The sequence below is a fragment of the Pedococcus badiiscoriae genome, assembly GCF_013408925.1.
Taxonomy (GTDB): Bacteria; Actinomycetota; Actinomycetes; order Actinomycetales; family Dermatophilaceae; genus Pedococcus; species Pedococcus badiiscoriae.
In genome coordinates this window covers 1637292-1657594 of the sequence record NZ_JACCAB010000001.1, presented here as the reverse complement: position 1 = coordinate 1657594, position 20303 = coordinate 1637292, and the positions used below count along the sequence as shown (strand labels likewise).

General features: G+C 70.2%; 21 protein-coding genes and 3 tRNA genes. 16 read left to right on the top strand and 8 right to left on the bottom strand.

Annotation, left to right across the window (positions count from 1 at the left end; genetic code table 11):
* The first annotated feature begins 250 nt into the window (after positions 1 to 250).
* From BJ986_RS07945 to BJ986_RS07910, 8 genes are all read left to right on the top strand, one after another.
* A complete protein-coding gene (locus tag BJ986_RS07945; RefSeq protein WP_179421489.1) occupies positions 251 to 544 on the top strand; it encodes a hypothetical protein in 294 nt (97 codons plus the stop codon).
* A gap of 162 nt (positions 545 to 706) precedes the next feature.
* Positions 707 to 1693, top strand: coding sequence for a DUF6454 family protein (locus tag BJ986_RS07940; RefSeq protein ID WP_179421488.1), 987 nt, complete (start codon positions 707 to 709; stop codon positions 1691 to 1693).
* A 45-nt stretch (positions 1694 to 1738) separates the two neighbouring features.
* A complete protein-coding gene (locus tag BJ986_RS07935; protein ID WP_337795005.1) occupies positions 1739 to 2749 on the top strand; it encodes a pirin family protein in 1011 nt (336 codons plus the stop codon).
* A gap of 45 nt (positions 2750 to 2794) precedes the next feature.
* Positions 2795 to 3070 carry a hypothetical protein gene (locus BJ986_RS07930; protein WP_179421487.1) on the top strand — a complete coding sequence of 92 codons (276 nt, stop codon included), beginning with the start codon at positions 2795 to 2797 and terminating at the stop codon, positions 3068 to 3070.
* Entirely contained in the window at positions 3067 to 3906 is an 840-nt protein-coding gene (locus BJ986_RS07925; protein WP_179421486.1) for an oxidoreductase, read from the top strand. The genes BJ986_RS07930 and BJ986_RS07925 overlap by 4 nt, the downstream gene beginning before the upstream one ends.
* A gap of 4 nt (positions 3907 to 3910) precedes the next feature.
* Positions 3911 to 4966: a PHP domain-containing protein gene (locus BJ986_RS07920; protein WP_179421485.1), complete on the top strand. Its 1056-nt coding sequence runs from the start codon at positions 3911 to 3913 to the stop codon at positions 4964 to 4966.
* Between the two features lie 93 nt (positions 4967 to 5059).
* A tRNA-Glu gene (locus tag BJ986_RS07915) sits at positions 5060 to 5132 on the top strand.
* A gap of 21 nt (positions 5133 to 5153) precedes the next feature.
* Positions 5154 to 5227 (top strand) — tRNA-Asp (locus tag BJ986_RS07910).
* Positions 5228 to 5328: 101 nt separating this feature from the next.
* Here BJ986_RS07910 and BJ986_RS07905 read toward each other — a convergent pair.
* On the bottom strand, positions 5329 to 6252 hold the full coding sequence (locus BJ986_RS07905) for an NADP-dependent oxidoreductase (protein ID WP_179421484.1): 924 nt from the start codon (positions 6250 to 6252) through the stop codon (positions 5329 to 5331).
* Between the two features lie 159 nt (positions 6253 to 6411).
* On the opposite strand from BJ986_RS07905, the gene BJ986_RS07900 reads away from it, so the two are divergent.
* Both BJ986_RS07900 and BJ986_RS07895 read left to right on the top strand, forming a co-directional pair.
* A tRNA-Phe gene (locus BJ986_RS07900) sits at positions 6412 to 6488 on the top strand.
* A gap of 126 nt (positions 6489 to 6614) precedes the next feature.
* Positions 6615 to 9995, top strand: coding sequence for a response regulator (locus tag BJ986_RS07895; RefSeq protein WP_179421483.1), 3381 nt, complete (start codon positions 6615 to 6617; stop codon positions 9993 to 9995).
* 214 nt (positions 9996 to 10209) lie between these two features.
* Here BJ986_RS07895 and BJ986_RS07890 read toward each other — a convergent pair whose 3' ends face one another.
* From BJ986_RS07890 to BJ986_RS07880, 3 genes are all read right to left on the bottom strand, one after another.
* On the bottom strand, positions 10210 to 10602 hold the full coding sequence (locus tag BJ986_RS07890; protein ID WP_179421482.1) for a hypothetical protein: 393 nt from the start codon (positions 10600 to 10602) through the stop codon (positions 10210 to 10212).
* Between the two features lie 122 nt (positions 10603 to 10724).
* Complete coding sequence (locus BJ986_RS07885; RefSeq protein WP_179421481.1) at positions 10725 to 11843, bottom strand: CaiB/BaiF CoA transferase family protein; 1119 nt, start codon at positions 11841 to 11843, stop codon at positions 10725 to 10727.
* Between the two features lie 68 nt (positions 11844 to 11911).
* Positions 11912 to 12100, bottom strand: coding sequence for a BldC family transcriptional regulator (locus tag BJ986_RS07880; protein WP_179421480.1), 189 nt, complete (start codon positions 12098 to 12100; stop codon positions 11912 to 11914).
* Between the two features lie 201 nt (positions 12101 to 12301).
* Between BJ986_RS07880 and BJ986_RS07875 the strand changes: the two genes are divergently transcribed.
* From BJ986_RS07875 to BJ986_RS07860, 4 genes are all read left to right on the top strand, one after another.
* Positions 12302 to 13408 (top strand): Glu/Leu/Phe/Val dehydrogenase dimerization domain-containing protein, encoded by a 1107-nt coding sequence (locus BJ986_RS07875; protein WP_337795004.1) that lies wholly within the window; start codon positions 12302 to 12304, stop codon positions 13406 to 13408.
* Positions 13409 to 13615: 207 nt separating this feature from the next.
* On the top strand, positions 13616 to 13813 hold the full coding sequence (locus BJ986_RS07870; protein ID WP_179421478.1) for a DUF3073 domain-containing protein: 198 nt from the start codon (positions 13616 to 13618) through the stop codon (positions 13811 to 13813).
* Positions 13814 to 14001: 188 nt separating this feature from the next.
* Positions 14002 to 15465 (top strand): purine-cytosine permease family protein, encoded by a 1464-nt coding sequence (locus BJ986_RS07865; RefSeq protein ID WP_179421477.1) that lies wholly within the window; start codon positions 14002 to 14004, stop codon positions 15463 to 15465.
* Positions 15462 to 16010: a cysteine hydrolase family protein gene (locus BJ986_RS07860; protein WP_337795003.1), complete on the top strand. Its 549-nt coding sequence runs from the start codon at positions 15462 to 15464 to the stop codon at positions 16008 to 16010. The genes BJ986_RS07865 and BJ986_RS07860 overlap by 4 nt, the downstream gene beginning before the upstream one ends.
* Here the strand turns inward: BJ986_RS07860 and BJ986_RS07855 are convergent.
* Genes BJ986_RS07855 through purM form a run of 3 tightly spaced genes read right to left on the bottom strand, consistent with a single transcriptional unit; the run spans position 16007 to position 18208 of the window.
* Positions 16007 to 16507: a hypothetical protein gene (locus tag BJ986_RS07855; protein WP_179421475.1), complete on the bottom strand. Its 501-nt coding sequence runs from the start codon at positions 16505 to 16507 to the stop codon at positions 16007 to 16009. The genes BJ986_RS07860 and BJ986_RS07855 overlap by 4 nt on opposite strands.
* A 54-nt stretch (positions 16508 to 16561) precedes the next feature.
* Positions 16562 to 17053: a hypothetical protein gene (locus BJ986_RS07850; RefSeq protein ID WP_179421474.1), complete on the bottom strand. Its 492-nt coding sequence runs from the start codon at positions 17051 to 17053 to the stop codon at positions 16562 to 16564.
* Positions 17054 to 17092: 39 nt separating this feature from the next.
* Positions 17093 to 18208: a phosphoribosylformylglycinamidine cyclo-ligase gene (gene purM / locus BJ986_RS07845; protein ID WP_179421473.1), complete on the bottom strand. Its 1116-nt coding sequence runs from the start codon at positions 18206 to 18208 to the stop codon at positions 17093 to 17095.
* A gap of 100 nt (positions 18209 to 18308) precedes the next feature.
* Here purM and BJ986_RS07840 point away from each other — a divergent pair, with 100 nt between their 5' ends.
* A complete protein-coding gene (locus BJ986_RS07840) occupies positions 18309 to 19178 on the top strand; it encodes a hypothetical protein (RefSeq protein ID WP_179421472.1) in 870 nt (289 codons plus the stop codon).
* A gap of 117 nt (positions 19179 to 19295) precedes the next feature.
* On the opposite strand, the gene BJ986_RS07835 is transcribed toward BJ986_RS07840, so the two are convergent.
* Positions 19296 to 19712: a hypothetical protein gene (locus tag BJ986_RS07835; protein WP_179421471.1), complete on the bottom strand. Its 417-nt coding sequence runs from the start codon at positions 19710 to 19712 to the stop codon at positions 19296 to 19298.
* A gap of 90 nt (positions 19713 to 19802) precedes the next feature.
* Between BJ986_RS07835 and BJ986_RS07830 the strand changes: the two genes are divergently transcribed.
* The gene (locus tag BJ986_RS07830; RefSeq protein WP_179421470.1) at positions 19803 to 20303 is read left to right on the top strand and encodes a hypothetical protein; all 501 of its coding nucleotides are present in this window, start codon (positions 19803 to 19805) and stop codon (positions 20301 to 20303) included.

Genomic DNA, 20303 nt, shown 5'->3' with positions numbered 1-20303 from the left:
CTCGGCCCCTCCCAGCTGGGGACCCGTCACCGCGTGTCCTTACCAGATCTTTACCTCAACCTGCCATATGTTTACTCAAACTGGCCCGGCAAAGGCCAACCCCTTGGCAGGAGTTTCGATGCGAAGACTCGAGCGCCGAGCGCGGAGATCGCGCCCTACTGGACAAGGCAGTTCCCTCACCCGCCGGCACCGCCCCGCGCCGACTACCGAAGACGCGGTCCGCGCCCAAACACTGGAGCAGGTCGACCCCGTGCTGGACGAGGCCGAGCCGATCCTCGACGCCAAGTCGCTGGCCACGGCATACCCCCCTGAGCCGGGCGAGGAGCCCTGGCCCAGGGCACGCATCTCGGTCATCCGCGCCGGCTTCTACGCGATCTCCGAGGCCGGCTCGCCGCGGGCGGGCACGATCTACGGTGACTACGTCATCGGCTTCACCGTCACCTATGGCAACTTCCGCGGCCGGTTCGCGTCCATGGACGAGGTGCGCCGGTTCGTCGGCGTGGCGTATGCCATCCGCCGCAGCCTCGACCGTCAGGCGTCGTAGCAGCCCGACACCACCGGGCTGGGTTCAACCGGGCTGGGCTCAACCGGGCTGAGCTCAACCGGGCTGAGTTCAACCGCTGGGCATGTGGGTCACCCCTGACGTTCACCGCGGCTGCCTAGGTTCAGGCGCTTCAGGAGACGCATATCCCCAGGAGAGTTCGTCATGACCCGACTTCGCACCCAGATCGCCGCCCTGTCCGTGCTCGCGATGGCCGGACTGGGCGGCGCGGCAGCCGCGCACGCCGCCTCGGCGGGGCCCGGGCACACCCCGACCACGACCCTCGCGCAGGACTTCAATGCCGTCACGAGGAACACCCAGTGGCAGCAGACGGGCACGCTCAAGCTGAACTTCCCGACGTACCACACCGAGGGCATCGCCTTCACTCCCCAGCACATCTTCCTGTCGGCCGTGCAGATCCTCGAGCCGACGGTGAAGTACTCGACCCCGCAGGGTGGTTACGACCGGACTCCGGGCAAGGGCATCGGCCACCTGTTCGTGATGGACACCTCAGGCCACCTGCAGAAGGACATCGTCCTCGGCGAGGGCGACATGTACCACCCGGGCGGCATCGACTTCGACGGCGCGAACGTGTGGGTTCCCGTCGCGCAGTACCGGCCGAACTCGAGCGCCATCATCTACCGCGTCGACGCGAACACGCTGGCCGTCCACAAGCAGTTCCAGGTCGCCGACCACTTCGGCGGGATCGTCATGGACAAGCAGACCGGCCACCTGGTCGGGAACACCTGGGGATCACGGCGATTCACGGAGTGGGACCTGCGGGGCAGGCAGCTGAAGACCTGGGACAACCCCAACTTCTTCATCGACTACCAGGACTGCCAGTACGTGCCTGCGGGCAAGATGCTCTGTGCCGGCATCACGAACCTTCCCCAGACCCCCAGCGCCGGGGGAGCGAACGGGACGTACGAGCTCGGAGGTGTGGCCATGCTCGACCTCACCAGCGAGCAGGTGACGCGCGAGATCCCGTTCCAGCACTGGTCCACCGCCGGGCACGTCGCGACCCGCAACCCGTTCAAGATGACCGCCGAGGGCAACCACCTCACCATGCGGGTCGCCCCGGACAACGGCGACGAGGGCAACGGCACCGAGATCCTCACCTACGAGGCCACGGTCACCCCCGCCGCGCACTGACCGCAGGGGCCGCCAGTTTCCCGCCGCGGGTGGGAAACTGGCGGCGTGAGCAACGTCGAACGTGACCCGGTCGAGACGGTCTTCCCGCCGGGCGACCCGTCCGCCCCCTCGGGCGACCAGTCCGCCGGACTCGAGGTGCTCGAGCCGCGTGATGTGCCCCTCGGCGGCCCCCGCGCGATGACCGTTCGACGCACTCTCCCCCAGCGCCAGCGCTCGCTCGTCGGCGCGTGGTGCTTCGCCGACCACTATGGTCCCGATGACGTCGCCACGACAGGTGGCATGGACGTTCCTCCCCACCCGCACTGCGGACTGCAGACCGTCAGCTGGCTGTTCACCGGTGAGATCGAGCACCGCGACAGCCTCGGCTCGCACACGGTCGTGCGCCCCGGAGCGGTCAACCTGATGACGGGCGGCCTCGGCATCGCCCACTCCGAGGTGTCCACCCCGAGCACGACCGTCCTCCACGGCGCGCAGCTCTGGGTGGCCCTGCCGGACGCACATCGAAACGCCCCCAAGGGATTTCAGCACCACGAACCCACCCCGATCCGGGTCGAGGGCGCCACCCTCTCGGTCTTCCTCGGCACCCTGGCGGGCCAGACCTCCCCGGTCGACACCTTCACCCCCCTCCTCGGCGCGGAGGTCACCCTGGACCCCGGCGCGAGCGTCGCGCTGAGCCTCGACGAGGCCTACGAGCACGGAGTGCTCGCCGACAGCCCAGGGCTCACCGTCAACGGCACCGACACCCCGCGCAGCGCCATGGCCTACCTCCCCACCGCGACCCCGACGCTGACCCTCACGAACACCACGCTCGACCCTGCCCGCGCGCTCATCCTGGGCGGCCCGCCGTTCGAGGAGGAGATCGTGATGTGGTGGAACTTCGTGGGCCGCAGTCACGAAGACATCGTGCAGGCGCGCGAGGACTGGATGGCCCACTCCGAGCGGTTCGGCGAGGTCGACGGGTATGCCGGTGAAGTCACGCACCTGCCTGCGCCCGTGATCCCGGTGGTGCGGATCCGCCCACGCGGCAACGCATCTCGCGGCCGCCGGAACCCCTGACCTGTGGACGGCCGTCCTGCGGCCGTCATGCGGCAGACTGTCCAGATGAGTCCCCCCGCCGGAAGGCGTCCCGGGCGGCGACCTGGTGGCGTCGCCGCCTTCGCGCCCATCGTCGTGGCCATCTGCGCCATCGTCCTCGTCCGCGACGGAGTCGGGGCAGTCTTCCCCCGCCTCAACCCCTGGGCCCTGTTCGTCATCGCGCTGGTGGTGGGCTGGCTAGCCTATGCAGGCGTCGAGCGCTGGTTCGCCCGCCGCAACGGTGGCCGTCCTGACGACCCCGCCGGACCCACCACCCCCGCCGATCGGAGCGACGACACGTGAGCGCCACCCCCACCGGACCCGTCCTCGTGACCGGCTGTTCGACCGGCATCGGCCGGGCCGCGGCCACGGCGCTCGTCGCCGGTGGCCACACGGTCTACGCCACCGCCCGCCGCCCGGAGACCCTCTCCGACCTCGCTACGGCCGGCGCCCGCATCCTGCCCCTCGACGTCACGTCCGAGGAGTCGATGGCGAGCGCTGTCACGGCGATCGAGGACGAGCACGGCAGGGTCGGCGCCCTGGTCAACAACGCCGGCTACGGCGAGTACGGCACCATCGAGGAGACCGACCTGGACAAGGTGCGGACGATGTTCGAGACCAATGTGTTCGGACTCGCACGGCTGACCCAGCTGGTCCTGCCGGGCATGCGCGCCGCCGGGGCCGGCCGGATCGTCAACATCGGGTCCATGGGCGGGCGCATCACCTTCCCCGTCGGGGGCTACTACCACGCCACGAAGTACGCCGTCGAAGCCATCACCGACGCGCTGCGCAACGAGGTGCGCGGCTTCGGCATCGGCGTCGTGCTCATCGAGCCGGGGCTCATCCGCACACAGTTCGGTGAGACCGCGATGGGCTCCGACGCCCACGCCCCCACCGACGGCTCCCCGTATGCCGCGTTGCTGGCTTCCAGCGCCAGCAACACCACCGGGGGGTACGCCAACCCGATGGTGGCCACCGAGCCGGAGTCCGTCGCCAAGGTCATCGTCCGGGCCGTCGAGTCGCGCCATCCCAGGACGCGCTACGTGGTCACGCCCGCCGCGCGGGCCCTCATTGCCACCAGGACCCTGGGCGGCGACCGGGTCTGGGACTTCATGGTCCGACAGCAGTTCAAGGGGTAGCCCCGTGGTCGCGACCGTCGAACCCCTGGCCGCCCCCGTCGAGCCCGACGAAGCACTGCGGCGCATCGCGTTCCTGCTCGAGCGCGAGCGGGCCGGCTCCTACCGCGTCGAGGCGTTCCGCAAGGCAGTCGTGACCGTGCGGGAGACGCCTGAGCAGGAGCTTCTCAGCCGCCACCAGGCGGGCACGTTGCAGGACCTGGCCGGGATCGGGAAGTCCACCGCCGCTGTGGTGAGCGAAGCTCTCGATGGCGAGCTCCCGGCATACCTGGGGTCGTTGCAGGAGAAGGCGAAGCCGCTCGCTGTCGGAGGAGCGGACCTGTTCGCCCTGCTCAAGGGCGACTGCCACACGCACTCCAACTGGTCGGACGGCGGCAGTCCCATCGACGAGATGGTCCTCACCGCCGTGGAGCTCGGCCACGAGTGGCTCGTGCTCACCGACCACTCCCCCCAGCTGCGGGTGGCGAACGGGCTCACGGCCGAGCGGCTCACCAAGCAGCTGTCGATCGTCGACGCGATCAACGGGTCGCTCGGTGGCCAGTTCCGGCTGCTCAAGGGGATCGAGGTCGACATCCTCGACGACGGCTCGCTGGACCAGACCGACGCCGTGCTCGCCCGGCTCGACCTCGTCACCGCGAGCGTGCACTCCAAGCTCAGGATGAACAGCGCACCCATGACCAAGCGGATGGTGGCGGCGGTCTCCAACCCGCGGGTCAACGTGCTGGGCCACTGCACCGGTCGCCTGGTCGAGGGATCGCGCGGCACCCGCCCCCAGTCGGAGTTCGACGCCCGCGCGGTGTTCGAGGCGTGCGCCGAGCACGACACCGCCGTCGAGATCAACAGTCGTCCCGAGCGGCACGACCCCCCGGACGAGCTGATCAGGCTTGCCATGGACGTCGGCTGCCTGTTCGCGATCGACTCCGACGCGCACGCCCCAGGGCAGCTCGAGATGAAGGCCTACGGCTGCGCGCGCGCCGAGCGGCTCGGGATCGACCCCGACAGGATCGTCACGACCTGGGACGTCGCGCGCCTGCTGGACTGGGCTGCTGGATCGTCACGCTGACCCGTTTTGGATATCCGGCCGCTCTGCCCGTATGCTTTCGCGAGTCCTCGACGGATCCGCGCCTGGCGCTAACGGCGGGGGACCGTTGAACGGGTCCCCATCGTCTAGCGGCCTAGGACCCCGCCCTTTCACGGCGGTAGCACGGGTTCGAATCCCGTTGGGGATACGCAGCACCAGCACCATCCAAGGCCCCGTAGCGCAGTTGGTTAGCGCGCCGCCCTGTCACGGCGGAGGTCGCCGGTTCGAGCCCGGTCGGGGTCGCTCGACAACGAAGAGGCCCGCACGCGAGTGCGGGCCTCTTCGCATGCCGACCACGGGGTATCGCCGAGGACAGCCCCCGGCGACCCGCGGCCAGCGGTCGGTCAGGCACTGAGCTCGATGGCGATCTTGCCTCGGACGTGCCCGGTCTGGCTGAGCTCGAACGCCTTCGCCGCATCCGCCAGCGCGAACACCTCAGCCACCGGCACGGCCAGCTTCCCCGCGTCCGCGAGGTCGCCCAGGGCGGTCAGGTCCTCAGCGTTGGGACGCACCCAGGCAGCGAGGCCACCGGCCTCGGCGACGGAGCCGTCGGCGATGGATCCGTGCCGGCCACCGTCCGCGAGGACTGCCTGGGTCACGTCCAGGACGCCCCCCACGAAGTCGGCCACGACCTCCACGCCATCGGGGGCCAGCTCGCGCACCCGCTCGGCCAGCCCCGCGCCATACGTCACCGGCTCGGCACCCAGCTCGCGCAGGAACTCGTGGTTGCCCTCGGAGGCGGTGCCGATCACGCGGGCGCCGAGGGCGCGGGCGATCTGGACGGCGAAGAGGCCGACGCCACCGGCGGCGGCGTGCACGAGGACGGTCTCGCCGTCCTTGAGCCCCAGCCGGGCCAGCAGCTGGTATGCCGTGAGTCCGGCGAGCGGGAGGCCGGCCGCCTGGTGCCAGTCGAGCGACGTCGGCTTGCGCGCGACCGTGCGGACCGGGGCGGTGACGAGCTCGGCGAAGGTGCCTCCGTGCACCCAGTCCTTGCGGGCGTACGCGATCACCTCGTCGCCGGGCGACCACTCAGGCGTGTCCGGACCGACCGCCTCGACGACGCCGGAGACGTCCCAGCCGGGGACGGCCGGGAAGTCCACGACCATGAGGCCGTCGAGGTACCCCTTCATGACCTTCCAGTCGACGGGGTTCACCGCCGCGCTGCGCACGCGGATCAGCACCTCGCCGGGGCCGACCTTGGGGTCGGGGATGTCGGAGAGCTGGAGGATGTCGGGGTCGCCGTACTCGGCGAAGGTGATTGCCTTCATGCGGAGCGCAACTGGGCTGCCCGCCCGGCTATTCCGCGGTTTCCGCCGGTTGTGAGCGGGCAGCACGGATCGGCTATGATCCTGCAGTCGCGACGGTCCACCGGGCTTCGGCACGAGACCGCCGCGATCGCATGTTCGGCACCACGCACATGCACTCACGGCCAGGTAGCTCAGTTGGTACGAGCGTCCGACTGAAAATCGGAAGGTCGGCGGTTCGACCCCGCCCCTGGCCACCATCCGCAGCCCATCCCGCTCGGCGCTGAAGCGCCGGTTGCGAGTCCGGCGCCCACGAGCGGCGCGAGTCTGGGCCAATTCGAGTGTTTGAGTGGGCTTCCGCGCGCCGGATGAAGGAAGATCACTGCGTGCAACATCCGCAGCCTCTCGAGCCCGGTGACCGAGGCGTTTCCGCGCGCCTGCGCGACGTCGGGCCATCGGACGAGCTGACCGGTGGTCTGGCCGACCCCGGCACGCTGAGCCGGTGGCTGGTCGACGCGTCCCCGGACGGCCTGTGGGTGTTCGACTCCGAGGGCAGGACCGTGCTCGCCAACCCCCGCATGGCCGAGCTCCTTGGCCGCACGGTCGAAGAGATGGACGGCCTGTCCGTCTTCGAGACCCTCGACGAGGCCGGCCAGGCCCAGTTCGCCGAGCACCTGAACGGACTGCGGAGCAGCAGCGAACCCGGCAGCAACCTCGAGTGCAGCCTGCTGCGCAAGGACGGCAAGCAGTTCTGGGCGCTGGTCAGCCACACCCCGATCAGGGACGACGACGGCAACCACGTCGGCTGGCTGCACCGGGTGACCGAGTACAGCAACCAACGCCAGCTGATCGACACCCTGCAACGGCGCGAGGCGCAGCTCGCGGAGGCGCAGGACATCGCCAAGATCGGCAGCTGGGAGTGGGACGTCGGCAGCGACGTCGTGACGTGGTCGGACGAGCTGTACCGGATCTACGGCGTCGAGCCCGACGCCGGCTTCGTCCCCAACTACCAGGGCTTCCTCGACCGGATGCACCCCGACGACCGGGACGCTGTGGACGCGGTGGTCAGGCGTGCGCTCGAGGAGACCGGGGAGTTCGAGTTCGACGCCCGGATCTTCCGCAGCGACGGCTCGCTGGCCTGGATCCGTGGTCGGGGTCGCCTCACCCGGGACCCGGTCACGGGTGCACCGGTGCGTATGGGCGGCACGTCCCAGGACATCACCGAGAACAAGGACGCCGAACAGGCGCTCGCCCTCCTCACCTCCATGGCGACCGCGGCCAACGACGCGACCACGTTGGCGGAGGTCATCCCCACCGTCCTCACGGACGTGTCCCGGCACACCGGCTGGCAGCCGGTGGCTGCCTGGGTCGTGACCGGCGACGGAGAGCTCGAACGCGTTCTCGGCGAGACCCGTGACGTCTCGGACCAGGACCTCCTGGAGGCGACCCGCATCGCCGGCGCGGCAGTCGAGTCGCTGAGCCCACAGGCATCCCTCACCACAGAGGGAACCACCCTGGTCGCCGCCCCGGTGGTGGCAGAGGACCGCGCCGCGTGCGTCGTCGTGATGGACACCCGCGCCACCACGCCGCCCACCGACACCGACTCGTTGACGGTGGCCCGCGCGGCGTCGATCTTCTCCCGGGTCGCGGAGCGACAGCTGGCCGCCGAGCGCCTCGAACAAGCACGCGACAACGCCATGAGCGCGTCGATGGCGAAGTCCGAGTTCCTCGCCACCATGAGCCACGAGATCCGAACCCCGCTCAACGGGGTGATCGGGCTGTCGGAGCTGCTCGGACGCACCGACCTCACCCCGCACCAGCGCCGCCTCGCCGACGGCATCGACGGCGCTGGTCGGAGCCTGCTGTCCCTCGTCAACGACATCCTCGACCTGTCCAAGATCGAGGCGGGCCGGCTCGACCTCGAGGCCGTCGACTTCGACCCGCGGGAGGTCGTCGAGCAGAGCACCACGATGATGGCTGATCGGGCCCGCGCCAAGGGTCTGGAGCTCGCGGTGACCTGCCACTCCGACGTCCCGGCGGCAGTGTGCGGTGACCCCGTCCGGTTCGGACAGGTCATCGCCAACCTCACGTCCAACGCCGTGAAGTTCACCACCAGCGGTGAGGTCGTCGTGCGCGCGACCGTCGAGACCGACGACGACGCGGCCACCACAGCGGGCAACGGAGGGGGCGCAGGCACCCAGGGCGCCGAGGCCAGTGAGAGCACCGACGCGGGCATCGTCCTGCGCGTCGAGGTCAGCGACACCGGTTCCGGGATGAGCCCCGAGGTCAAGGAACGGTTGTTCACGGCCTTCTCCCAGGGCGACAGCTCCACCACCCGCGAGTACGGCGGCACCGGGCTCGGCCTGGCCATCAGCCGCCAGATCGTGGAGGCCATGGGTGGCGAGATCGGCGTCAACAGCGAGTCCGGCTACGGCAGCACCTTCTGGTTCACCGTCCGTTTCGCGCCGGCGGCGGTCAGCGACCCCGGGGCCGGGCCGGAGACCTCGGTGGCCGGGCTGCGCGTCCTGGTCGTCGACGACAACGAGACCAACCGCTTCATCCTCGAGGAACAGCTGGCCGGCTGGTCGATCGAGGCCGCCATCGCCTCGTCGGGCGTCGAAGGTCTCGGGCTCCTGGATGACGCCCACCGGCGCGGAGTTCCCTTCGACGTGGTGCTGCTCGACTACCTCATGCCTGGCGTCAACGGTGAGCAGTTCGCCCGGATGATGCGCGGCGACGGGCGGTTCGGCGACACGAGGATCGTCCTGCTCACCTCGGCCATGGACCTCGAGCCGGACGTCCTGGCCGCGGCCGGCATCGACGTGTCCCTCACCAAACCCGTGCTGCCCTCCAGCCTGCTCGACACCCTCACTGAACTGGCCGGAGCCCTTGGGGGCACAGCACCAGCGGCGAGCCCGCAGCCGAGCCCCGCGACCCCCGGTCGCGCCGACCTCCGCGGGCCCCTGGGCTCACGGGGACGGGTCCTCGTCGTGGAGGACAACGAGGTGAACCAGCTGGTGGCCGTCGGCATCCTCGAGAGCCTCGGGTATGCCGTGGACGTCGCCGAGAACGGGCTGGCGGGCTACTACTCGTTCCAGTCGGCCGACGGCGCCTACGACGCGGTCCTGATGGACTGCCAGATGCCCCAGATGGACGGCTACGACGCGACCCGCATGATCCGCTCCTTCGAGGACGACCAGTACCGCACCCCCATCATCGCGATGACGGCAGCAGCCATCGCCGGCGAGCGCGAGCGCTGCATCGAGTCGGGCATGGACGACTTCCTCACCAAGCCCGTCGACGTCGGGCTGCTGCGCGACACCATGGAACGCTGGGTCCCCGTCGCCGGTGACCACACCCACGACCCGGACGCGACGGACAGCCGCAGGCTCGCGGCTCTCGCGGACACCACGGTGCTGGACCCCTCCAGGCTCGAGGAGCTGCTCGACCTCGACCCGGGCGACCCGTCGATGCTCCTGCGCTTCATCGACCGGTTCGGGCCGAATGCCCGGGCCACCCTGGCCACCATGCGCGAGCACCGCGACGCCGGGGCTGCGCACGAGCTCGGTCGGGCTGCGCACGGCCTCAAGGGCAGCGCGGCCAACCTCGGAGCCACTCGGCTCGCCGCGCTGTGCGCCGAGGTCGAGCACCTCGGCGACGACGGGGTCACGGTCGACCAGCCGGCACTGGTGGGCGTGGAGCGTGAGCTCGACGCCGCGGTACGGGCGCTCGAGAAGTTCGCCGTCACCCTCCGTCGCCTGTCCTGACCGCGGGCCGCAGACGACGGGCGCAGACCGCGGCGGCAGACGGCGCCGCAGACGAAAGCCGCCGGTCATCTGCAGGGAATGACCGGCGGCATCGCTTGTAGGGATTCGTTCTCTTGCTGTTCCAGCGCTCGCCTGGCTGAGGGGCGGGGCTGGGTACCTTCTTCAGTTACCTTCTCTGGCGACGCGGCACCGCAGGGGGTGGTGCCGGACGCGGCTACGCCGACGGTGCGCCGGTGTCGACACCCCAGTGCTGGGGCGCGCTCGTGATGTACTGCCCCGTCTGGGCACCGAGGGCCAGCCGACGACGCACTTCGCGCATCAGCTCGTCGTTGGTGGCCAGCAGTACGGCCTCGGGGTGGTCGATCCCCCCCATGACGGCGAGGCCGCTGCCCTCCGCTGACCGCAGCACGATCTCGCGGACGGAGATGCACAGCGCACGGGACAGCGCGAGCATCTCGTCGGGCTGGGGCCACTCCGGCAGGACCGGCGAGTCGAGGATGCCCTCGAGCGTCCACTCGTCAAGACCGGTCCGGGTCGCGAGGGTCGCGCGGTTCCAGCCCAGCACGCGTAGCTGTGCCTGCAGGAAGGTGCCGAGGCTGTTGGTCACAGGGACTCCAAAGGGGTGTGAGGTGATCTCTTCCCCGATGGAAGCGTGGATTTCGGCCGTGGAACGAGAATTTTAACAAGCCTTGACCAACCAGTCGGCTGTTCGGTGGATCGTCCATCGCCCTAACGTGCGGCCCGGAGCTCGGCCACGATCTCGTCCGTATGCCGCCCCGGCGGCACCGCGGGATGCCCCGCCGTTGCGGGGGTCACGGAGAATCGCGGGGCCGGCGCCGGCTGGACCATCCCAGGCGAGCCGGGCACGACGGCATACGCCTGCCTGGCCGTGAGGTGGGCGTCGGAGCGGGCCTCGTGTGCGGTGAGGACCGGCGCCACGCAGGCGTCGAGGTCGGCGAACACGTCCACCCAGTGCGCCAACGAGTGGGCCGCGAACCTGTCGGCGACCAGCCCGGCAACGCGCGGCCAGGAGGCGCTGTCCATCTGGTCGGCACCCACCGCGGCACCGTCCAACCCCAGCCCGGCCAGGAACCGTGCGTAGAAGGCCGGCTCGATCGCACCCACGGCGACCCACCGGTCGTCGCTCGTGCGGTAGCAGCGGTAGAACGGCGCACCACCGTCGAAGAGGTTGGCGCCCCTGCCCTCCGACCACATCCCCGACCCGAGCATCGACTGGTGCATGGCGGTCATCGCCCCGACACCGTCGACGATCGCGGCGTCGACCACCTGGCCCTGTCCGGACTCGCGGGCGTGCCACAGCGCGGCGACGACGCCCAGCGCGAGCAGCATGCCGCCACCACCGAAGTCGCCGAGCAGGTTGAGCGGCGGCACTGGCCGCCCATCGGGCCCTGCGAAGGCGTCCAGGACGCCCGCCACCGCCAGGTAGGTGATGTCGTGCCCGGCCAGCGCGGCATACGGTCCGTCCTGGCCCCAGCCGGTCATGCGGCCGTAGACGATCCGCGGATTGCGTTGCAGCGCAACGTCGGGCCCGAAGCCGAGACGCTCGGCCACACCCGGACGGAACCCTTCGATGAGGATGTCGGACCGGTCGAGGAGCCCGAGCACGACGCTGCGGCCCTCCTCGGACTTGAGGTCCACCACCACGGAGCGCCGCCCCCGCAGGAGCACTCCATGGGTGGCCCTCAGGTCCTCCCCGGGCCGGTCGACGCGCACGACGTCAGCCCCCAGGTCGGACAGCATCATCGCGGCAAAAGGTCCGGGACCGATCCCGCCGACCTCGACGACCCTGACCCCGGCGAGAGGGCCGGAGGGGCGCGCAGGATCCATGGGACGAACGTACCGTCACACCCCTGCCGACGGGCGCGCGCCAGGCCCTGCTCCTGACGCGCTGGCCGTCAGAGGACGTCAGTCAGCAGCGCGCGAACCTCGACCTCGCGGTATCGGCGGTGGCCGCCGAGCGTGCGGATGGAGTTGAGCTTCCCCGCCTTGGCCCAGCGAGTCACTGTCTTGGGGTCGACCCGGAACAGTGATGCCACCTCGGCGGGCGTGAGCAACTTCTCGACCTCGGTGGTGCGAGTAACCATGTCTAGCTCCTAGTGCAGGGGACGTGTTTCCATAATCGGACAAGCGGGACCCTTTGGGAACATTCCCAACGGGTCATCCGATATGGCCCGTTCGGACTAGTCATGAGACCGACCCTTGAGCGGGATTACGCTTGGTGCCGGCGCGCGATCCGCGTCACCTCCAGCGCCACCGCGCCCCACCGAGCTCAAGGAGTCACCACCGTGACCGCGTCCTCGTCGCCCACCACCTCGACGTCCTCCACGTCGACGTCCTCCCACGAACAGGTCGTCTTCTGCCACGACAGGACGACCGGCCTGCGGGCCATCATCGGGATCTACAGCACGGCACTCGGACCGGCCCTGGGCGGCACGCGGTTCTACCCCTACGCCAGCGAGGACGCGGCCCTGGCCGACGTGCTGCGCCTGTCCAAGGGCATGGCCTACAAGAACGCGGTGGCGGGCCTCGACCTCGGTGGCGGCAAGGCCGTGATCATCGGGGACCCCGCGACCGACAAGACGCCCGACCTGCTGCGCGCCTACGGCCGCTTCGTCGAGTCGCTCGGTGGGCGTTACGTGACGGCCTGCGACGTGGGCACCTATGTCGCCGACATGGACGTCGTGAGCGAGACGACCCGCTTCGCGACCGGTCGCTCCGAGGCCAACGGCGGGGCCGGCGACTCCTCGGTCCTGACCGCCTTCGGCGTCTTCCAGGGCCAGCGCGCCGCCGCCCAGCACCTGTGGGGCGAGCCGACGCTCAAGGGCCGCACCGTCGGCATCGCGGGAGTGGGCAAGGTCGGACGCATCCTGGCGGGACACCTGCTCGAGGACGGCGCCACGGTCGTGGTCACCGACGTCAACGAGCAGGCCGTGGCGGCCCTGGTGGCCCAGCACCCCGAGATCGAGGTGGTCGCCGACACCGCGACCCTGGTGCGATCCGACATCGACGTCTACGCCCCGTGCGCCCTCGGTGGCGCGCTCGACGACGCCACGGTCGAGGCCCTGCGCGCCACCGTGGTCTGCGGAGGCGCGAACAACCAGCTCGTGGTCGAGGGCGAGGGAGGCACCGCCGACCGGCTCCGCGAGCGGGGCATCACCTACGCGCCGGACTTCCTCGTGAACGCCGGCGGGGTCATCCAGGTCAGCGACGAGCTCCACGGCTTCGACTTCGAGCGTGCCAAGAAGGGCGCCGCGGCGATCTTCGACCACACCCTCGAGGTGCTCGAGACCGCGGATGCCCGCAGCATCACGCCGGCTGCGGCCGCCGACCACATCGCGGAGGAGCGGATGGCCGCCAGGGCGGCCGCCGGGATCTGGCTGCCCGCCCACTGAGCAACCACCCTGAGGCCTCCGAGGTCCTCGCCTGAGCACCGCGGGCCCGACTGAGACGTGGGTCTCGGCACAGAACTTGCATCGCTCCTGTAGCGTTGTCCTCACGACAAATACACGATTCCCGGGACCGCTCCGTCGAGCCGAGACGCCGACATGGTGACTCGACAAGGCGATGCCGTCCCGGCAGACGCATGAGGGGGTCACGCCATGGGGCGCGGCCGGGCCAAAGCCAAGCAGACCAAGGTCGCTCGGGAGCTGAAGTACTTCTCCCCGAACACCGACCTGACGGCGCTTGAGCGAGAACTGCACGGGTCCTCCTACGCGGAGCCGGAACCTGTTTCCGACCCCTCCGCGGGCGAGGACGAGTACGACGAATACGGAAAGTGGGCCTCGGGTCAGCAATGACCTGACCGCCTGACTGACCTCCACCTCATGCGCGGGCCCTCGGGCTCGTGTGTCACCTCAGCCGCGCTGCGGCATGCGGCCATTGCCGCATGCCGCAGTGTCGCTGTCGCTGACCCTGTCGCTGATCCGGTCTGCCGTGTGTGCCGCGTTGCCGGCGCCACGCCTGGCCCGCGGTCTACGCTCGCGCCATGAGCACAGACATGCGCGCCCAGACCCAGCGCCTGGGTGTGGAGACGACCGGCATCGAGATCATCGACGAGGCCGACCGCACGGCCAGGCCGCAGGACCTGTTCTGGCCATGGTTCGCGGCCAACGTGTCGGTCTTCGGGATCAGCTACGCCGGCTTCGTGCTCGGCTTCGGCATCTCGTTCTGGCAGGCCGTGCTCGTCACCGTGGTCGGGGTGGTCGTGTCGTTCCTGCTCTGCGGCGTCATCGCGATCGCCGGCAAGCGGGGTTCTGCCCCGACGATGGTGCTGTCCCGGGCTGCATTCGGGGTCACCGGCCAGAAGGTCCCCGGCGTCGTGTCCTGGCTGACGTCGATCGGCTGGGAGACGTTCCTCGCGATCACGGCCACCCTGGCCACCGCGACCATCTTCAGACAGCTCGGCTGGGGCGGGGGCACCGGCACGAAGATCGTCGCCTGCGTCGTCACTGCCACGCTGATCGTGCTCGCCTCGGTGGCCGGCTACCACATCATCATGCGGCTCCAGTCATGGCTGACGTGGATCACCGGGATCGCGACCGTGGTCTACATCGCGCTGACGGCCAAGGACGTCAACTGGGCTGCGGTCAGCGCCATCCCAGCCGGGTCAACGCAAGCGGTCGTCGGGGCGCTCGTGCTGGTGATGACCGGCTTCGGGCTCGGCTGGATCAACATCGCCGCGGACTGGTCGCGCTACCAGCGCCGGGACGCCTCCGGCTCGTCCATCGTCGCGTGGAACACCTTCGGCGGTGCGCTCGCGCCGGTCCTGCTGGTGGTCTACGGCCTGCTGCTCGCCGGCTCGAACGACAAGCTCAGCAAGGGCATCCAGAGCGACCCGGTCGGCACGCTGGCCACCATCCTGCCGACGTGGTTCCTGGTGCCGTTCCTCGTCACGGCCATCCTGGCGCTGGTGAGCGGCGCGGTGCTCGGCATCTACTCGTCCGGCCTGACCCTGCTCTCGCTTGGCGTCCGCATCCCCCGACCGCGGGCGGCGCTCGTGGACGGAGTCATCCTGACCGTCGGCACGATCTACGTCGTGTTCTTCGCCGACAGCTTCATCAACCCGTTCCAGTCGTTCCTGATCACCCTCGGCGTGCCGCTGGCGAGCTGGGCCGGGATCATGATCGCCGACATCGTGGCCCGCCGCCGCGACTACGACGAGGAGGCCCTCTTCGACCCCCGGGGGGTCTACGGGGCGTGGGACTGGGCCTCCATCGGCATCCTGGCCGCGACCTCCGTCATCGGCTGGGGTCTGGTCATCAACCTCTTCGCCGACGACGCCTCGTGGAACAACTGGCAGGGCTACCTGCTCGGGCCGCTGGGGCTCGGAGGCAAGGGCGGCGCATGGGCCTACGCCAACCTCGGCGTGCTGGTCGCCCTGGTGCTGTCCTTCGGGCTGGCCCTCGTCCTGCGGCGCGGCACGGTGCGCCGACAGGAGGCCGGTGCGTGAGCGGTCGCCCCTGGTTCGTGGCGATCGACCTGCAGCGCGTCTTCGGCGACCCGTCCAGCGCCTGGTGCGCTCCTCGGTATGCCACGGCGGCCGCCAACGTCGTCCGGCTCGCGTCGGCCTTCGGTGACCGCTCGGTCTTCACCCGGTTCGTCGCACCCGCCGAGCCCACGGGCGCGTGGGTGCCGTACTACCAGGAGTTCCCGTGGGCACTGCAGCCCGCGGAGAGCCGGCTGTACGAGCTGACGGACGACGTGGCGGCATCCGCGACGACGACCGTCGTGGCCACGACCTTCGGCAAGTGGACCGCGGACCTGCGCGCGGTGGTGGGCGAGCAGCCGTCGCTGGTGGTCGCCGGGGTGGCCACTGACTGCTGCGTCGTGTCGACGGTGCTGGCCGCGGCCGACGCAGGCGCGTCCGTCACGGTCGTGACCGACGCGTGCGCCGGGTCGAGCGACGAGAACCACCAGAAGGCCCTCGACGTGATGTCCCTCTATGCGCCCCTGGTGTCGCTCGCGACGACCGCCCAGGTGCTGGCCCGACCCTAGAAGCCGCCGCCCGCCCACGGCGTCACGAACAGTGAGTGGCTGTTGGCCAGCGCCCGCGCCTCTGCGACCGCAGGGTCCGGGCGGGTCGAGTGCCCGTCGCCACCGTGGTCGACCCCCACGTCCGCAGGTGCGGGGTCGAGACCGTCCCAGGCGGCATACCCGGCAAAGAGGCCGAACGCGGCCTCGGAGTGGATGACCGCGTCGGCCAGCGCACCCAGCGCCATGGGCTCACAGGCATCGAGGAAGCCCCGCGGGTTGCGGCGCTCGCCGATGCTGACCAGACGCGCGATCGCGCCCGTGTCCCCGGGCCGGAGCCGCTGCCCCGCCACCAGGCCGTCCTGCACGGCTCGCAGGATGCGGGCGCGCTTGTCCTCGTCGAGGAGGTCGAGCCCCTCGTGGTGGGCGCTCTGGAGTGCGTCCAGTGGAGCGGTCCGCAGCAGGAAGCGGTACTGCCGGACGGTCTGGTCCTCGGCCACGGGCTCAGCGATGGTCCCCATGACTCATGCTAAGCGGAAGTCGGCGCCCTGCAGGCTCCTTCGGGGATGGGGAAGTCAATGGCCGCCGAACGCGGTGTCGGGCGAGCTCGGACCGCCCGCGAAGGTGCGGTAGACGACGCGGCCCATGAGCGCGTCGTGCCAGTGCTCGCCGAATCCGCCGTCGACCCATGCGCCCCCATCGGTCAGCACGGGCTCGGCGCCGTCCCACGCGGCATACCCGGCGAACCGGCCGAACATCGCCTCCGCGACGAGGACTGACTCCGCGAGCTCGCTGAGCACCACGGACGGGCACGCCCGCAGGAACTCACCGGGGCGACGGCGCTCCCCCAAGGTCACCAGGTGGGCGATGGGGCGGACGTCGTCGGGATCCAGCCGCAGGCCCGCCACCAACCCGTCCTGCACGGCCCGCAGGACCAGGGCCCGGCGACGTCGTGCCATCGGGGCGAGCACCTCGACGTGCGCCTCCTCGAGCGCGTCCAGCGGGGCGGTGCGCAACAGGAAGCGGTACTGGCGTACCCACTGGTCCTCGTGCTCAGGTGCCCACACAGCCCGACGGTAGTCCCGCCGGGGTCACCCGCGGAAGCGTCAGGCTGCGGGGTGGTCGCCGACGAGCTGGACCGCGCCGCCCTCGACGCCCTTGGCGCCATGGACCACCTCGTGGCCCGCGTCGACGGGGGCGTCCTCGGCGGCGGTGACCTCACCGATCGTCCAGGCAGGTATGCCGCGTGCCTCGAGGAAGCGGGCAGCCGCGTCGACCTGGTCGGCCGGGAGCATGGCCACGAAGCCCACCCCCATGTTGAGGGTGCGCTCGAGGTCAGCGCGGGGGACCTGGCCCAGGCCACCGATCGTGGAGAACACCGCGGGCGGGGTCCAGGTGGAGCGGTCGAGTCGCGCGAAGACGGTGGGCGGAAGGACGCGGGCGAGGTTGGCCACGAGGCCGCCACCGGTCACGTGCGAGAGCGCATGGAGGTCGACACCGTCGCTGCGCAGGAGGTCGAGCAGGTCGGCGGAGTACACCCTCGTCGGAGTGAGCAGCTCCTCGCCGAGGGTCCGCCCGAACTCCTCCACGTGGCGGTCGAGCTGCCACCCGGCGGAGCGAATCACCGTGCGCACCAACGAATAGCCGTTGGAGTGGAGTCCGCTCGACCCGAGGGCCAGGACGACGTCGCCGGGCACGACGCGGTCGGGACCCAGCACGTCGGCATACTCCACGACACCGGTGGCGGCACCCGCCACGTCGTACTCGTCGGGCTCGAGCAGACCCGGGTGCTCTGCGGTCTCGCCGCCCACCAGCGCGACCCTGGCCTGCTCGCACGCCGCGGCGATGCCCGACACGATGGCCGCGATGCGCTCCGGGACGACGTGGCCGGTGGCGATGTAGTCGGTCATGAACAAGGGCTCGGCGCCGCACACCACGATGTCGTCGACGACCATGCCGACCAGGTCGAACCCGATGGTGTCGTGCTTGTCGAGAGCCTGGGCGATGGCGACCTTGGTGCCGACGCCGTCGGTGCTCGTGGCGAGGACCGGGTGGGTCATCCGCGCGATCGCCGAGGCGTCGAACATGCCGGCGAAACCGCCCAGGCCGCCCAGCACCTCGGGACGGGTCGCCCGGCGGACAGAGGCCTTCATGAGCTCCACGGCCTTGTCACCGGCCTCGACGTCGACACCGGCGGAGGCATAGGTGATCGGCTCGCTCACGTGCCCCACCCTAGACCGGTACCGATGGCTGAGCCGAGGCGGTCCTGGCGGCGGGATCCTGCTCACGCAGGGACCGTTTCGTCACGGAGGGGAATCTGCCATGTCTTCGAGCTACCAGTTCGACCTGTTGCGTACCTATCGATTCCTGCGGCTGGCCATGGTGCTCCTGGTGCTGCTGCTGTTCATCTCGGTCGCGACCTACATCTGGTCCTCGGGCCACATACTCCAGTCGATCAGTGCGTCCTACTACACGCCGGTGCAGGCGGTCTTCGTCGCCAGCCTGTGCGCCATCGGCACCTGCCTCATCGTCTACCAGGGCAGCACCAACCTCGAGGACGTGCTGCTCAACGGGGCGGGCTTCTTCGCGTTCATCGTGGCGTTCGTGCCGACCCGTCCGGAGCAGAAGTGCGTGTCCTCGGCGATCAGCTCGGACGTGCGTGACGCGATCACCAACAACGTCTCCGCGCTGTTCATCGTGGCGGTGCTGGCGTTCGCGGCCGTCATGGGGATTCAGCTCTTCGCGACCCCGGCAGCTGATCGCGCGCTGTCCAAGGGCGTCGGGGTGGCGATCGGCCTGTCGGTGCTGGCCTTCCTCGGCCTGGTCGGGTTCTACCTGGTCAACCGGGGTGCGTTCATGTGCCACGGGCACGACACCGCGGCCATCCTGCTGTTCATCGGCATCGTCGCCGTGGTCTTCGTGAATGCCCGCGGGCTCGCCCGCGAACAGGCTCGCGAGGACGGGCGTCCAGTTCGCCAGCACCTGTGGAACCGCTACTTCTGGGGCTTCGTGCTGATGGTGGTGTCGATCCTGGTGATCGTCGTGACGGGCCCGTGGCTGGGCTGGCTGGACCACTGGGTCTTCTGGCTGGAGGCCGCCCTGATCGGGCAGTTCGCGACGTTCTGGCTGACCCAGACGATCGACCTGTGGCGCGAGCCCCGCAGAGAGGACGCCCCCGTCGCCGGCGCGTAGCTCTTCCTTCCTCTCCCGGTTCGAGGTATTCCGCTACCCGAATCGGGTCGGCAAATACCTCGACCGGACAGCCGGTCGTCCACAGGTCGTCGCCGCGCCCCCGTCCGTCCACAGCTCTCAGCAGCAATCCAGACAGCGCCTCGCCCCGGGCGAGAACGTGACCCGGTGCCGCAAAAGCCCCGCTCGACCGCCGAGCGTCGGTATGCCGCGGCCGCCCTTGCCGTCGAATACGGAGGTGTGCTCTCTCGAGACCTCCTGGCGAGCCTCGACGTCGACCACAGGATGGTCCGACGGGAGACGCACGCGCAGCGATGGCGGTGCCATGGTCGTCAGACGGTCGCCGTCCACACGGGCGACCTGTCCGATACTGCGCAGCGGTGGCGAGCCTTGTGGGAAGTCGGCGAGAAGATCGCAGCGCTCGATGGTGTGACCGCACTCCAGGCTGCGGGAATGACGGGGTTCGCCGAGGAGGCTCTGCACCTCTCGGTCAGTCACCGGGCCACGATCCAGCGAGTAGACGGTCTCCGGATTCACAAGCTGATCCGGCGCGTCCCAGACGAGGTGCTCCAGACGGGCGTCCCTCGCACTCGACCCGCGATCGCTGCCGTCCGAGCGGCCCGATGGGTGAAGACGGATCGCCAGGCGGCGCTCGTCATGGTGATGCCTGTCCAACAGGGGCTGTGCACGGGACACCAGCTGGTTCGGGCCAGCCGAGCGACGCAGGGTCGCAACCGCCGCCGCCTCATCAAGCAGCTTGCCCGGGACATCGCCGACGGCGCTCAGTCACTGGGTGAGCTGGACTTCGCGGAGATGTGCCGCGCCCGCGGACTACCCGAACCGAGCCGCCAGTCGGTCCGGCGAATCCACGGCGGTCGAGCATTCCTCGATGCCGCATGGGACGACATCGGGCTGGCCGTCGAGATCGACGGGTCCGGACATCGTGCCGGCCTCGCGGTGACGGCCGACAACCTCCGCCAGAACGAGATCGCCCTGATGGACGAGACCATCCTGCGCATCGACCTGATCGGCCTTCGCGTCGACGGAGCACGATTCATGGACCAGGTCTGTCGAGCCCACGCCCGGCTCACAGCCCGTTCGAGGTATTTCCCTACCCGAATCCGGTAG

Coding starts and splice junctions, on each gene's coding strand:
- BJ986_RS07885 (WP_179421481.1), bottom strand. CDS start 11,843: ATGGATCCTGCGCGCCCCTCCGGCCCTCTCGCCGGGGTCAGGGTCGTC.
- BJ986_RS07855 (WP_179421475.1), bottom strand. CDS start 16,507: ATGGGGACCATCGCTGAGCCCGTGGCCGAGGACCAGACCGTCCGGCAG.
- BJ986_RS07880 (WP_179421480.1), bottom strand. CDS start 12,100: ATGGTTACTCGCACCACCGAGGTCGAGAAGTTGCTCACGCCCGCCGAG.
- BJ986_RS07905 (WP_179421484.1), bottom strand. CDS start 6,252: ATGAAGGCAATCACCTTCGCCGAGTACGGCGACCCCGACATCCTCCAG.
- BJ986_RS07930 (WP_179421487.1), top strand. CDS start 2,795: ATGAGTCCCCCCGCCGGAAGGCGTCCCGGGCGGCGACCTGGTGGCGTC.
- BJ986_RS07840 (WP_179421472.1), top strand. CDS start 18,309: ATGTCTTCGAGCTACCAGTTCGACCTGTTGCGTACCTATCGATTCCTG.
- BJ986_RS07865 (WP_179421477.1), top strand. CDS start 14,002: ATGAGCACAGACATGCGCGCCCAGACCCAGCGCCTGGGTGTGGAGACG.
- BJ986_RS07870 (WP_179421478.1), top strand. CDS start 13,616: ATGGGGCGCGGCCGGGCCAAAGCCAAGCAGACCAAGGTCGCTCGGGAG.
- BJ986_RS07940 (WP_179421488.1), top strand. CDS start 707: ATGACCCGACTTCGCACCCAGATCGCCGCCCTGTCCGTGCTCGCGATG.